Here is a 14,036-nt window from a genome sequence, read left to right on the forward strand (position 1 = left end):
TGGAGTTTTCATGCGAATTATCCTCGCCCCGATGGAAGGGCTGGTGGACGCACCTATCCGCGAAACCCTGACCCGGGTTGGCGGTATTGACCGGTGTGTGACCGAGTTTATTCGCGTGACCCACGGCATGCTGCCCCCCCGGATCTTCTACAAGTATGCCCCAGAGCTGCATCGCCGGGCCCTCACCGAAGCGGGCACGCCGGTTGCTGTGCAGCTACTGGGATCTGACCCGGAAATGATGGGACGTCATGGAGCCAGGGCCGTCGAGCTGGGTGCAGGGCAGGTGGACATCAACTTTGGTTGCCCCGCCAAAACCGTTAACAGGCACAAGGGCGGTTGTGTGCTGATGCGTGAGCCGGAGCTGATGTACGAGATTGCCGCCGCCGTGCGCAGGGCGGTGCCGGCTGACATACCTGTGACCGCCAAGATGCGCCTGGGCTACGATGACCGGTCCATGGGTGTGGCCTGCGGCCAGGCCCTGGAAGCCGCCGGCGCGGCAGAAATCGTCATCCATGCCCGCAGCAAGGTGGACGGCTACAGGCCGCCGGCCTACTGGGAAGAAATTGCCCGGGTAAGGGAGGCGGTCAGCGCACACGTCATTGCCAACGGCGAGATCTGGACCGTTGAGGACTACTGGCGCTGCCGCAGGGTGTCGGGCTGTGATGACGTGATGATCGGCCGGGGCCTGATTGCGCGCCCGGACCTGGCCCGACGCATCAAGGCCAGCCAGGTGGGCAGGGATGAGCCGGAGATGACCTGGGCCGAGGTGACGCCATTAATTGCCGAGTATGCCGCGGCACTTCAGACCCGACTGGAAGATCGCTATGTAACCGGCCGCATCAAGCAGTGGCTGAATTACCTGCGCCAGGGCTTTGCGGAGGCAGAAGAACTCTGGCCCAGGGCCCGAAAACTCCGGGAGGTCGCCACGATGATCGCCTGCCTTGAAGAAGCTCGCTGCGAGCGGGCGGCCTGAGCTTTTGGCACCGCAGTACGCCGGTTCCAACGGATCCCAGTTCTGGCGGTTGGCGAGAAACTGGGGGCGGGGCTTGTTTCCGCAGAACGGGTCGACCAGGGTATTTTCCACACTGTTGTAGACGAAAAACAGGTTGCTTCGTGGCCAGCAGGACATGTTGACATTGGAGCCGTGAAGGGTGTTGCACTCTAACAGGATCAGTGACCCGGCCGGGCCCTTGGGGGCCTCGATGCCATGTTTGTCCATCAGTTGGGTCAGGCTGGCAGCGTCAGGAACGCCTATATACTGACTCTTGAGCGACTCCCTGTAGTTGTCCTCAGGTGTCCGTCCCACACAGGGGATGAATACCTGATGAGAACCCGGAATCAGCATCAGCGGACCGTTGAACTCATGATTGTCGGTCATCACGATGGACGCGCTGATACTGCGCATACGCGGCATGCCGTCTTCGCTGTGCCAGGTCTCGAAATCTGAATGCCAGTTGAAGCCCTTCCCCTTGAACCCTGGCTTGTAGTTGATCCGTGACTGGTGAATGTAGACTTCGCTGTCCAGCAACTGCCGCACCATGTCCAGCAGCCTGGGATCCCGGGTCAGCCGGTCAAAGCGGTCCGAGACCTCATGAATGCCGAAAACAGACCGGATCTCTTCCTTGCCCGGTTCAAGAATGGTGCCCTCGGAGAGTTTGAGGTCCTCGTCACTCTCGTAGTCCCTGAGCTCGTCGATAAATTTCTGCATATCGTCCTGGGTGAAGAACGACTCAAAAAAGAGAAAGCCCTTTTCCTCGAACTCGCTCACGTTCTTGCCGGTCAGTGGCCCCTTGGTACGTCTTGCCTTCGGGGTATGAACCACCGGGTCAAGGCGGTCGAACATGCCCAGTTTGCGCTCAAGACGGGTGGGAAACTGATCCTGTGGCTGCCTCATGATATGGCTCCTCCTTGAATGGGGTGTGCCGGACAAGATAGTCTCGAATAAGGGATCCCGGGTTCAGGGTTGCAGAATGGTAATGGTTATCCGACTCCCTGATGCTGCTATTTCAGCGATTTCATGCAGGACTGGACGGCGTTGCTGTTGCCGGAGTCGGAAGGGTGTATATTGAGCTCTGTTTCTGGAGCTAACCGTTTGAAGAAAGGGAAACAATATGCGGTTTGTGGTAGCGCTGGTACTGGGCATCAGCCTGATCGTGTCCGCCTCTCTGTTGAAGGACGGCCTGACGGAAATGCGCACCGGTGACCGCTATGTCACCGTCAAGGGCGTCGCGGAGCAGGAGGTGACCGCGGACCTGGCGTTGTGGCCGATTCGCTTTGCCGCCACAGGCGATACGCTGGACGCGGCCCGGGAGCAGGCCCGCAAGAGCCGTGAAAGTGTCATCGCTTTCCTGAAGTTGCAGGCCATTGCCGACGATGCCGTGGAACTCCAGCGACTGGACGTGGTGGACACCGGGGCAAACCCGTACCAACCGGAGGGCGGCGCCCGCAAGTTCATTATCAACCAGGTACTGATGGTACGCACGGATGAAGTGGACAAGGTGCGGCAGGCGGCGCAGAACGTCAGCGACCTGGTGGACTCCGGCGTTATCCTTTCATCCGACTATGGTCCCACCGGGCCCACCTACCTGTTCACTCGTCTGAACGACATCAAGCCGGATATGATTGCCCGGGCGACAGCCGCCGCCAGGGAATCAGCGCGTCAGTTTGCCCGTGATGCCGACGCCGGGCTTGGTGGTCTGCGCCGGGCCAACCAGGGTGTGTTCCAGATCCTGGCCCGGGACCAGGCACCGGGCGTGACGGCCGAACAGCAACCGGTAAAGACCGTGAGGGTGGTCTCCACCTTCGATTACTATCTGAAGTAACCATTCTGCATTATCCGGAGCAAGGCACCTTGTTGCATGGGCCGGCCGTAATACGTTTCACACCAGCGGATCCCGGTGCCAGCGGCTGGCGGTCAGTCGGGCTGGCCCGCTGCGTCCTTGCGAATCCTGAAGATGGCGTAGTTTCCGTTAGCCTGCGCCACCAGCACGTCATCCACGTAAAGCCGGGACTCCAGGTTGGCGATGGTCTTGCCGCGGTTGATCATTTCGGTGCGGCAGACCACCTTGCCGGCGAACACCGGTTTGAAGTAGCTCATCTTGATCTCGATAGTGGCACACACCTGGCCCTCATCGAGGGTGGGGTAAAGGGCCGAGCCCATACCGGTGTCAGCCAGCGCGTAGAGTACTGCACCATGCGCCACGTTGTTGGTGTTCATGTGCTTCTCGCCGATCTGGATGCTGTTGACGCTCCAGCCGGGCTCGCTTTTATCCATGACCATATCGATCAGGTCGGGGAAGGGGTGCTTCATCATGGATTATCAGCCTGTTATTGGAGGTATTGTTATTGTGGTCAGGTGCGGATGTAACCGGCACCGGTAAAGAGGGTAGTTTGCAAAGGATTTGTGTGAAATGGAAGCCTGGTGATCCAGGTGGGATCAGGGGAGGCCCCGGGAGGGGCCTCCGTGGCGTTACCCGGCAGCTTCTTCTTCGTAGCGGGGATAGGAGTGTTTCAGGGTCGCGTGGTTCAGGAGCATTTCCGCCTTCAGTGTTTCTCCAGAGGCGTCGTAGATGCGTGACCGTACCCAGTAGGATTCGGTGCGCTTGCTTTCGGACAGGGCAACGATTTCCCGGCGGATCAGATAGTCCTCACCCACAAACAGCGGGCCGTCCACCATGCGGATTTCCTGGTCGGCAAACAGGCCGACGGCGGGCTGCTTCACCGGGAAGCCAGCCTCCTTGCTGCTGTACTCCGCCAGGACACTGACCATCTCCAGGGGGATAACCGCCCGCCCCCATGGGGCTGATTTGCCATCGCTGTACCAGGGGGTGTTCTCGGTAATGCGTTCGAGCTTCTGGTTCAGGGAAAAGGGGTACAGTTTCCCCATGTTCTGGTCCGGGTCCATGCGGACCTGCTCATCTTTCCTGCCGGCCATGCCCACATGGAGATCCGAGAGGATCACCAGCTTTTCTGGTGCCCGCAGTTTCGCCATGCGCTGATCCAGCAGGGTATCGCCGTCGTCAGGGCCAAGGCTGGCGCTGGCTTCCAGCACCGGCGTGCCGTCAGACTTCTCGGCCCAGGCCCGGACTCGGGTGGTACCTGGTGCCGGCCGCTCAATAAAGGCCCGTACCTGTTCGCCTTCCACCACCATGTTCTGGAAATGGGCGGAGAAGCAACCGCGTTCGAACCAGTCCTGCCCCCATACCTCTGCCAGTAACGGTACAAATTGACTGAAATGGGTGGGGCCTTCAATCGGGCCGGCCCGGAAACCCAGCTTTTCCGCCATGCTGTCGTCGTGGATGGATGTGTGTCCGCTGTACTCCTGGTCTGCCAGCATCTGCCGGGGCTCTCGCAGGGGACCGCACAGGTAGAGGGGAGTATCAAATGCCATGGGTTGTCCTTGTTGTCGGTGATCCGTAAAGGGCACCTTTGGTGGGGTGCCGCAAGTTATTGGAAAGCTAACTTTAGTCCATTCCCCGGTCCGGAAGAAAGCACCGGAAGACTTCCCGGTAATGACGCCATGAAAGGGACAAGGCGTGTTTTGTCTCATCCGGTGCAGGATTGATCCGGGTCATACGGAATCGGCCCTGCAATCGGTAGCCTTGGTCTAGACTTGCAAACAGGCATCAGACCATTCATTCGGCCAGTCAGAAGGAGTCCGCCCATGTACAGCAAGATTCTGGTACCCGTGGATCTCGCCCATCTGGACAAGTTGTCCAAGGCTCTCAACACCGCCATCGACATTGCCAGGCACTACCAGGCCAGGCTGCACTACGTAACCGTCACCAATACCACCCCGTCATCGGTCGCCCATAACACACAGGAACTGGAGACGGAGCTGAAGCAATTTGCGGAAGAGCAGGGCAAGGACCATGGTATCGAGACCTCCTGTTCACTGATCACCACGCCTGACACGGCGGTTGAACTGGAAAAACGACTGCTTTCTGCCATCAGGGAAACCGGAGCCGACCTCATCGTCATGGCCTCACATGTTCCCGGCATTGGTGACAAGCTGCACTTCATTCATTCCAATGCTGCCAACCTGGTCAAGGATACGGACATTTCCGTTTTCGTGGTTCGCTGATGGCCTGGCCTGGCCTGGCCTGGACGGATCACCTGGTGGGGCCGTCACCGGAAGGTCAGAAGCGCCTCAGCAGGACGGTCCGTCCGTCACGGAGAAGAACGGCTGCTTCGCCGGCCAGGTTCCGGTGACGATCCGGTCCCGGCCTTCACGCTTGGCTGTGTACAGCGCCTGATCCGCCAGCTGTACCAGGCGCTCCGGCTCTGCCGGGCAGCCCGGCTGCCAGTGAATCAGGCCGGCACTGAACCGGACTGGATGGGGGGAAGGCAACCCCGGTATGGCCAGGTTGGCGATCGCGGCACGTATCCGTTCGAGCAACTGGCCGGCGGCTACAGGGTCTGATTCGACCATCAGGATGACAAATTCCTCCCCGCCGAATCGTGCCAGTATGTCGGTGCTGCGCAAGCTGTTCCGGCAGCACTCCGCAAATGCCATCAGCACCTGGTCCCCGGTGCCGTGGCCGTACTGATCGTTGATCTGTTTGAAATGGTCCAGGTCGACGAGGGCCAGGCACATTGGGTGGCCGTATCGCTCGCAACGCTCTAGTTCGGCACGGATAGCGGTATCAAAGGCCCGGCGGTTGAGGGTGCCGGTCAAGGGGTCTCTGGTGGCCAGATGATTCAGCTGATGTTCCAGGGCCTTGTGGTGGCTGATGTCGCGGAGCTCCAGAATGCTCTGGGTCTGGCCGTCCCCTAGCGGTGACAGGGTGATCTCGCAGTCAAAGGTACCCTTGCCGTTGTGGACCGCTGTCAGGTCCTGCTGACGAATCTGGCCCTGACTTAGATAGCTCCTGAGCCTGGCCTGGCTGCCGGCGCTGAACAACCCACTCACGGGCAGGCCGAGTAACTGATCACGGTTGAGACCGGTCAGCTGTTCCAGGCCGGTGTTGGCATCGGTGATGATTTTGTCCCTCAAAATGGCCACCCCTGACGTGGAAGCGGACATGAGGCGCTCGAAGCGCTCGGCACTCTGCCGGGCTTCGAGGGCATGGCGTTCGCTCTGGGCCAGGATTCGTTGCATCGTCATGAGCGTGACGCCGATGAACCCCATAACCAGGGCCGGAATGGCGAAGTTATATGGAAGCAGGTAGCTGAAGGAGTCGTAGGGCATCTGGTAGGGTTTGCCGTGCCACCAGTCCAGGTAGCCCAGGGCACCCCGTATCAGGGTGACCAACGAGTACACCAGGAGGCTCAGCCCCACCAGCAGTCGAGCTGCACGGGTCACCGCATCGTCTCTGGTCTTGATCAGCAGCCAGATGGCCTGCGCCGGCAGAAGCCCGGCAATGGTTGAGTAAACACCCATCAGGAAATCGGAGTTTCCGGAATATACCCAGTAATGGATGTTGAAGGCCACCATGGTGCCCACGCTGGCGGCAATGATCCACCAGGGCAACGGGCGGCCCATGAACCGGAAAATACCCAGCAGGAAGATGGCTTCACCCGCGAGCTGGCCTGCATTGCCCAGTACGTTCAGCACGGGGCTGCCGGTCGCCATGAAACCGATAAAGAATACGATACCGCCGATCAGTGTCCAGCTACCGGCCATCCAGAAGCCGGGGCCGGCGTAGGGCCGCGACAGGCGCCAAAGTGCCGTGGCCGCAATGGCTACGGCGACCAGAAGGCAAAGCCCCAGCAGCATGGGGGAGAAATACAGCTGGCTCATCGGCCTGACAACTCCTGAAGATGACCGCCGATGGTAGTTCAGCGACAGATTGATACCACAGCTGACTGACGACCCTACAGCGTCCCGTCACGAAGTATAAATGGGCAGGCCGGAGGAAAAAACACTCCTGCCACCTCACTCCGGCTGTGAAGCTGCCTGCTCCTCGTCCTTTCCGTTCTTTTTTTGCTCTGGCAATACCAGCACGGCACAGCTGGCATTAACGGCCACGTACTCCACCGTGGCCTTGCGAAGGGGCCAGTGCCCGCTGCTGCCTCGGGATACGAGAATGACCAGGTCAACGCAAAGCTGGCCGGCCAGGGCCACGAGTTTTTCACCGGCATTGCCAGCTACTACGTGAAGGCTGGCGCTCCGGTTCAATGGCAGGTACTTGCGGGCAAGCAGATCCAGTTTCTCCCGCACCCTGGCCTCTTTTTCCTCGGGGGCCTCTTCAGTGACATGGGGGAAGAAGCCACCGCTGTCCGGATGATACACGCTGGCCAGGTGCAGCTCGCCTGTATCGTCCAGCAACTCGAGGGCCGCTTCCAGCGCTCGCTTGCCTTCACCGTCGTCCTCCGGGTCAATCGCGATCAACAGCTTCCGGTACATAGTCGGTCTCCTTTGATTGGGGCGGTATGGCTTCCACTTCCGGATAGGCCTGGCCTTTTACCAGGTCGTCAATGGTGTAGCCCCGGTAGTCGGCATGAAGCGCCCGGTACAGGGCAACGGCCATGAAAATCAGTAGGATGCAGAATGGCAGCCCCAGCGAGGTGATGACGTTCTGCAGGGCGTCCAGTCCACCGGCCAGTAACAGGGTGGCCGCAATAACCCCTTGGGCTGCCGCCCAGAATATGCGTTGGGGTATGAGAGAGGGTTGATCCTCCCGGCGGGTAAGCAGGTCAATCACCAGTGAAGCAGAATCCGATGATGTGGTGAAGAATATCACGATGATCACCACGCTGAGGGCGGACGCCAGTTGCGCCAGGGGGAACGCCTCCAGAAACGCAAAGATGGCTACAGAGGGGTCCTGTTGCACCTGCTGTGCGAGGGCCACCTCACCACCGGCCTCCACCTGGATGGCCGACAGCCCAAAGACCCCGAACCACACCAGGGTAAAGGCGGTAGGCGCGAACAGTACACCGGCGACAAATTCCCGGATGGTGCGCCCGCGGGAGATCCGGGCGATAAAGATGCCCACATAAGGCGCCCAGGAAATGGTCCAGGCCCAGTAGAACAGGGTCCACTGGCGTTGCCAGTCACTCTCACGGAAGGTCTCTGTCCAGAACGCCAGCCAGGGCAGGGCATGCAGGTAATCCCCCACACTTTGCACCATCCCCTCGGCAATAAAGACGGTGGGACCGACGATTGCCACAAACCCGATCAATACGATGGCCAGCACGATATTGAGTTGCGAGAGGCGGCGCACGCCCTTGTCCAGGCCGAGGGCGACGGAGGTGGCGGCAATACCGGCAATCACCATGATCAGCAGCACCTGGACGAGGCCGCTGACCGGCACGCCGAACAGATAGTTCAGTCCGCTGTTCAGTTGCAGCGTACCGAGTCCCAGGGACGTGGCGACCCCAAACAGGGTTCCCAGCACGGCGATCACGTCCACCGCCCAGCCCCAGGGGCCGAAGGCTTTCTCCCCGAGAATGGGATAGAACAGGCTGCTGATCCGCATGGGCAGGTTGTGCCGGTAGGCGAAGTAGCCGATGGCCAGGCCAGGCATGGCGAAGATGGTCCAGGTGTGCAGGCCGAAATGGTAGAGCGCAAGGGTCATGGCGTCGCTGGCGGCCTGTTCGGAGCGGGCTTCCACACCGTCGAACGGAGGGCTGGCGAAGTGGGAAACCGGCTCGGCCACCCCCCAAAACATCAGGATGGTACCGATGCCGGCGGCAAACAGCATAGTGAACCAGGTAAGGTTGGAGTAATCCGGCCGGCTGTCATCCGCACCCAGGCGTATATGACCGTAGCGACTCAGGGCCAGCGCCAGCAGGAAAATCAGCAGTGAACTGACGGACAGGATATAGAACCACCCCAGATTGCGGGCAACCCAACCGGTCAGATCACCAAACCGCGTGGCCACTTCCTCGTCGAAAGGGATGGCCAGCACTACAAACAGAATGGCAATACCCGCCGAGGTAAAGAACACCCCGGGAATGGTCTGCAGGCCAAGCCGGCGTTGCAGCCGCTCTAACACGTGCGCCTCCGTTACAGTCTGGAATGGAGGGGCAGCACTGCGCTGCCCGAACCAACAACGCTACCACATCGGTCCGTTCGGTGCCGTTGTCAGATCAATTTAGACCGGATCCGCCCGCCAGAGTCAGGGTGTTACCGTCAGCGGAAGGCTCAGTTCCATCAGCAGATTGTCGGCACCCGGCTCGCTGAACAGGCTGCAGGTGCGGCTGATCACCAGTTGAGAGGCGCCTTCTTCCCGCAGAGCCCGCGTTACAGCGCTGGCTGAAGTCATGGGCAGCAGCCGTACGCGGGCCGCGATACCCTGCTGCGCCAGATAGCTCAGCAGATCGTCGGTGATCCGCTGATGATCGCCATCTGTGGTTCGAACCAGCACCGAGAGGGGCTGTTGATACTGCAGCGCCAGGTCCGCCCCCACCCGCACGGCCCGGTGATTGGCAACCTGATCGTGATTGAGCAGCACCACCACGCGGCCCTGTGGACGCGGACGGGGGCGGGTCCACAGGAGTACGTCTCCCGGGGCCTGGCGCACCAGTGACCGGGCTGTAGAACCAATGCGTGAGCCCGGTGCAGCGGACCAGCCCACACGCCCAAGAACAAGAAGGTCTTCCGGGCTTGCCAGGCCCAGGACTTCCTGCACTACCTGGCCCCGGCATAGCTTCAGGGTTTGCGAAATGCCACGGCGGGTCATGGCCTGGGCCAGGGAGCGCCTGGCCTGTTCGGCAAGGGCATGCATCCGTGCCTCGACGTGGGCTGAATCCAGCGGACGGGCCTGGCCTGAGCTGGCGCCCACCTCCCGGGCAAAGCCATAACCGGCGCTGCGCAACAGGTTCACCTCTTCAACAAAGATGCCGAGTACTTCGGCACCGCGGGAATGCGCCAGATCCGCCGCTGCTTCGAGGGCATCGAGGCTGAGACGGGATCCGTCCAGCAGTACCAGGACCCGGCCGGCGGATCTGCTCCTGTCGGGGGTATTCGGTTCACTGGTCATCGTCAACCGCTCCATTGCCATTCCCGTTGCTGCCGTTTTCCCCGGTGTCGTCCTTCTTGCGGCCGACTTCGGCGAATTCGGCAAGGCGATCAGCAACCTGCCGGTTGAAGCTGCCTTCCGGGAAGTTGCCGTCTTCGTCGGGTTCCCCGGGCTCCATCCCGGTCATCAGGGCGATGGCCTGGTTAATGTGAGTGACCGGGTAGATGGCGAAGCGGCCCTCGCTGACGGCTTGCCGGACCCCGGCGTTCAGCATCAGGTGTTCCACGTTACTGGCTGGCAGCAATACCCCCTGGCCGTCCACATTGCCGGATTGCTTGCAGACGTTGAAGAAGCCCTCAATTTTCTCATTGACACCGCCTACGGCCTGGACCTCGCCATGCTGGTTCATGGACCCGGTCACCGCGAGAGACTGGCGCAAGGGTACGCCACTGATGGCGGATAGCAGCACGCAGGTCTCCGCCACCGAGGCGGAATCGCCCTCAACGCCGCCATAGGACTGTTCGAAGGCCAGGCTTGCCGAGAGCGACAACTCGCTCATGGGCGCGTAACGGTTAGCCAGGAAGCGGGACAGGATCATCACCGCCTTGCTGTGAATCGGGCCGCCCAGTTTGACCTCCCGCTCGATGTCCACCACCTGGCCCTTGCCCGGTCGAGCGGTGGCGGTGATACGGGTGGGCTGGCCAAACATCATGGCGCCCAGGCGCAGTACCGAGAGGCCGTTAACCTGGCCGGTGACCTCGCCTCGGGTATCGATCATCACCACACCACGGTGGATCTGTTCCAGGCTGCGTTCGCGGACCCGGCTGGCCCGGTAATCCCGCTCATCAATGGCCTGCTGGATATGGCTGGCGTTGATGAGATTGCTGTCGGCACGGGCAGCCCAGTGGTCAGCCTCGCTGAGCAGGTCCTTGAGCACCCGGTCATGGGCGGTGAGCTTTTTCTGGTCGCTTGCCAGGCGGCTGGCGTGCTCGATCAGCCGCGCCACGGCGTCCCGGTCCAGGTGCCGTGCCTTTGCCGACCGGGCCATGGTGGCAATCATGCGGGCGTAGAGCTCATAGCTGCCGTCCTCCCGGTCCACGTCATCCTCGAAGTCCGCCTCAACCTTGAACAGGTCCAGGAAGTCCGGGTCGTAGTGGGAGAGCAGGTAATAGAGCATTCGGTCACCCAGCAGCACCACCTTGACACTCACCGGAATCGGCTCAGGCTGCAGGCTGACGGTACTGACCAGGCCATAAAGCCTTTCCAGCGACTCGATGCGGATTTCACCGGAGAACAGCACCCGCTTGAGGCTTTCCCAGGCCATGGGGTGGGTCAGGATACGGCGGGCATCGACGATCAGGTAGCCGCCGTTGGCCCTGTGCAGGGCGCCGCCCTTGATCAGCGTAAAGTCGGTATACAGATTGCCCTGATGGGACCGGTGCTCGATCTGTCCCGCCAGGTGCTGGTGGTTGGGCAGGTCTTCGTAGATCACTGGCGCGCCTTCCGTACAGGCGTTGTCCACCATCAGGTTGACCCGGTAACGGTTGAGCAGGCCCGCTGGCGGGCCATTGCCATCATCCTGGAAGGCCTCGGCGTGCTCGACGATATCGTTACGCACGGTATCCAGGTGCTCGACTACCGCTGGCACATGGGTCCATTTTTCACGCAGTTCGCCAAAAGGTCCGCCCAGGGTCAGCTGAACCATTTCCTCATTGAGCGCATGGATGCGTTCGCGAACCTCCTTGCGCAACCGGGGAATCTGCTGGATAGCCAGCTGCAGTTTTTTCTGCAGTTCCTCCACCTTGGATTCGATGAGCTCCTTCTCGTTGTCGGAAAACTTCTTGTACTCCTCCGGCTCGATCACTTCCCCATCCCGCATGGGGGCAAAGGTAAACCCGGCGGGTGTGGTAATCATGGCGATGTTACTTCGGTTGGCCTCCTCCTGGATTTCAAACAGGCCCTGGTGCTGGCGCCGGGCCACTTCCTCCTGCAGCTCCTGCAGCCGGGCCTGGTATTCCTCACTTTCGAAGGTGGCCGGCACCGCGGTTTTCAGTTCGTTGGCCAGCTCCTGCATGTCCTTGCGGAATTCCCGGCCTTCACCGGCGGGCAGTTTCAGGGCGCGGGGCTTGTCAGCGGACTCGAAATTGTAGACATGGCACCAGTCCGGGGGCACCGGCTGACTGGCGGAGTGTTTTGCCAGAAATCGCTCGACCAGCTCATTCTTGCCGGCACCGGACGGGCCAAGCACGAACAGGTTGAAGCCCCGGGCGGCCATGCCTGCGCCGAACTCCAGCGCGCGCAGTACCCGCTCCTGGCCAAGGGGCTGGTCCAGGTCCTCCAGGGTTTCCGTGGTATCAAAGGGTAGCTTTTCAGGGGGGCAGTAGTGGTAAACCTGATCCTCTGTCAGCGCGGTGGGTAACGTCATCCGGTCCTCCTTAGTGGTCCGTACTGCAGCGACAGTACCTGTGGATCACCTCAAGGATAGACCAGTTGGCGCTCCCCGCGACTGACAGGGGTCAAAGCGGGCCTTTACTCGGTATACGGCAGCTTGGCGTAGGCGTGGCCTCCGTCTACCGCGATGGTGTCGCCAACCACGTAGTCACCGGCACGGGACGCCAGGAAGATAGCCGCACCGGCCATATCCTCGTCGTTGCCAACCCGACCCAGTGGGGTCTTGGTGGCCACTTCGTCGCTGTTGTCCCGGGCATCCCGGTTCATTTCAGACGGGAAGGGGCCCGGGGCAATGCCGCTGACCACGATGCGATCCTGTACCAGGCGCGCAGCGATGCGGCGGGTCAGGAAAATCAGGCCAGACTTGGAGGCGTGGTAGGAGTATGTTTCCCACGGGTTGAGACGGATGCCGTCAATGGAGGCGATGTTGATCACCTTGGCGGGCTGCTGGTCAGATGCACCGGCCTTCAGCATGCCGTGCAGGGACTGGGTCAGGAAGAAGGGCGATTTCAGGTTCAGGTCCATCACCTTGTCCCAACCGTGCTCGGGGAACTCGTCAAAGTCGGCCCCCCAGGCAGCGCCGGCGTTGTTGACCAGGATATCCAGGTGATCTTCCCGCTCCTGCAGCTTGCGGGTCAGCTCCCGGCAGCCTTCCACGGTGGACAGGTCCTGGGGCAGGGAGAAGCAGCGGCCATTGCCTTCTGAGAGCTCCTGGGCGGCGGCGTCACACTGGTCCGCCTTGCGGGACGAGATATAGACCTTGGCCCCCTGGGCGATAAAACCGGCGGCAATCATCTTGCCGATACCGCGGGAACCGCCGGTGACCAAGGCCGTTCGGCCTTCAAGGGAAAACAGGTTTTCAAACATCGAAGTTGCTCCGGATTGTCATTATGGGTAAGTGACCGCGCATTGGCATCAGGCCTGCCCAGCAGGGCATGGCCACCGGCACGGCCTGGCAACATTGCGCACCCATTCTGACGCTTTCCGGGCTGGATGAGAAGTTGTTGCGCTATGAGGATGGGTGTGACACCGGAAGGTGCCCGGTCTTGACCCAGATGACGGTCTCCTGCTCCACGAAGGGATGATGCTGGCTCATGTGCGGGCTGCGTAGCCAGGTACCCGCCGGGTAATGTCCGTATTCATCCCGGAACTCACCGGACAGCACGAAGATTTCCTCGCCACCAAAGTGCCGGTGGGGCTGGAAGCGTTCTCCGGCCGGCCATTTCACCAGGGCCACGTGCTCATGCTCGAAATCGTGCAGGGGCATGACCTGAAGGCCACCCTGTCCGGGCAGCCAGGGTGCGGTGCGGGTGTTCACCCGGACGGTCTCCAGATCCCGGGGATCGAACTGGTGCAGCTTGACCAGCAGGGTGCAACCGTCCTGTGAAAATGGCGCGTGGCCACTGCCGGGCGGGTTGCGCAGGTAGGTGCCGGCGGGGTAGTCCCCGGTTTCGTCGGAGAATACGCCCTCCAGTACGAGTATCTCTTCCCCCAGGGGGTGTTCATGGCGGCTGAAGCTGGCACCAGGCTCGTAGCGAACCACCGAGGTGGCGTGTCCGCGTTCTGCCTCTTCCCGTGCCAGGGGCTTGCGCAGCACGCCGCCGGCCGGACTGGGCACCCAGTCCTGCTCGTTGGTGTTGATCACCACACGTTCATCAAAATTCATGTTGAGCATGTCGG

Annotated in this window: 12 protein-coding genes and 1 pseudogene; 3 read left to right on the plus strand and 10 right to left on the minus strand. The window is 61.1% G+C overall.

Features of this window, described 5'->3' with window-relative positions; genetic code table 11:
- Window positions 1-10 precede the first annotated feature (10 nt).
- A complete protein-coding gene (locus ACESMZ_RS02565; RefSeq protein ID WP_372972149.1) occupies window positions 11-973 on the plus strand; it encodes a tRNA dihydrouridine synthase in 963 nt (320 codons plus the stop codon).
- A 54-nt stretch (window positions 974-1,027) separates the two neighbouring features.
- Here the strand turns inward: ACESMZ_RS02565 and thpD are convergent.
- Window positions 1,028-1,894, minus strand: a pseudogene (gene thpD, locus ACESMZ_RS02570) (ectoine hydroxylase); the annotation flags it as partial.
- A gap of 217 nt (window positions 1,895-2,111) precedes the next feature.
- Here thpD and ACESMZ_RS02575 point away from each other — a divergent pair.
- Complete coding sequence (locus ACESMZ_RS02575; RefSeq protein ID WP_372956938.1) at window positions 2,112-2,822, plus strand: SIMPL domain-containing protein; 711 nt, start codon at window positions 2,112-2,114, stop codon at window positions 2,820-2,822.
- A 92-nt stretch (window positions 2,823-2,914) separates the two neighbouring features.
- On the opposite strand, the gene ACESMZ_RS02580 is transcribed toward ACESMZ_RS02575, so the two are convergent.
- Together ACESMZ_RS02580 and ACESMZ_RS02585 are read right to left on the minus strand one after the other, a co-directional pair.
- Window positions 2,915-3,313, minus strand: a complete 399-nt coding sequence (locus ACESMZ_RS02580; protein WP_372956939.1) for a PaaI family thioesterase — start codon at window positions 3,311-3,313, stop codon at window positions 2,915-2,917.
- 156 nt (window positions 3,314-3,469) lie between these two features.
- On the minus strand, window positions 3,470-4,390 hold the full coding sequence (locus tag ACESMZ_RS02585; RefSeq protein WP_372956940.1) for a hypothetical protein: 921 nt from the start codon (window positions 4,388-4,390) through the stop codon (window positions 3,470-3,472).
- A 273-nt stretch (window positions 4,391-4,663) separates the two neighbouring features.
- On the opposite strand from ACESMZ_RS02585, the gene ACESMZ_RS02590 reads away from it, so the two are divergent.
- On the plus strand, window positions 4,664-5,083 hold the full coding sequence (locus ACESMZ_RS02590) for a universal stress protein (protein WP_372956941.1): 420 nt from the start codon (window positions 4,664-4,666) through the stop codon (window positions 5,081-5,083).
- 66 nt (window positions 5,084-5,149) lie between these two features.
- Here ACESMZ_RS02590 and ACESMZ_RS02595 read toward each other — a convergent pair whose 3' ends face one another.
- The 7 genes from ACESMZ_RS02595 to ACESMZ_RS02625 form a co-directional block, all read right to left on the minus strand.
- The gene (locus ACESMZ_RS02595; protein WP_372956942.1) at window positions 5,150-6,742 is read right to left on the minus strand and encodes a GGDEF domain-containing protein; all 1,593 of its coding nucleotides are present in this window, start codon (window positions 6,740-6,742) and stop codon (window positions 5,150-5,152) included.
- A 135-nt stretch (window positions 6,743-6,877) separates the two neighbouring features.
- The gene (locus ACESMZ_RS02600; protein WP_372956943.1) at window positions 6,878-7,348 is read right to left on the minus strand and encodes a universal stress protein; all 471 of its coding nucleotides are present in this window, start codon (window positions 7,346-7,348) and stop codon (window positions 6,878-6,880) included.
- Window positions 7,320-8,939: a BCCT family transporter gene (locus tag ACESMZ_RS02605; protein ID WP_372972150.1), complete on the minus strand. Its 1,620-nt coding sequence runs from the start codon at window positions 8,937-8,939 to the stop codon at window positions 7,320-7,322. The genes ACESMZ_RS02600 and ACESMZ_RS02605 overlap by 29 nt, the downstream gene beginning before the upstream one ends.
- Before the next feature lie 123 nt (window positions 8,940-9,062).
- Complete coding sequence (locus tag ACESMZ_RS02610) at window positions 9,063-9,926, minus strand: universal stress protein (RefSeq protein WP_372956945.1); 864 nt, start codon at window positions 9,924-9,926, stop codon at window positions 9,063-9,065.
- Window positions 9,916-12,330 carry a Lon protease family protein gene (locus ACESMZ_RS02615; protein ID WP_372956946.1) on the minus strand — a complete coding sequence of 805 codons (2,415 nt, stop codon included), beginning with the start codon at window positions 12,328-12,330 and terminating at the stop codon, window positions 9,916-9,918. Before ACESMZ_RS02615 ends, ACESMZ_RS02610 begins: the two co-directional genes overlap by 11 nt.
- A 104-nt stretch (window positions 12,331-12,434) precedes the next feature.
- Window positions 12,435-13,223, minus strand: coding sequence for an SDR family oxidoreductase (locus ACESMZ_RS02620; RefSeq protein ID WP_372956947.1), 789 nt, complete (start codon window positions 13,221-13,223; stop codon window positions 12,435-12,437).
- A 142-nt stretch (window positions 13,224-13,365) separates the two neighbouring features.
- Complete coding sequence (locus ACESMZ_RS02625; RefSeq protein ID WP_372956948.1) at window positions 13,366-14,031, minus strand: cupin domain-containing protein; 666 nt, start codon at window positions 14,029-14,031, stop codon at window positions 13,366-13,368.
- Between the last annotated feature and the right edge of the window lie 5 nt (window positions 14,032-14,036).

Source organism: Marinobacter sp., from assembly GCF_041690615.1.
Lineage (GTDB): Bacteria > Pseudomonadota > Gammaproteobacteria > Pseudomonadales > Oleiphilaceae > Marinobacter.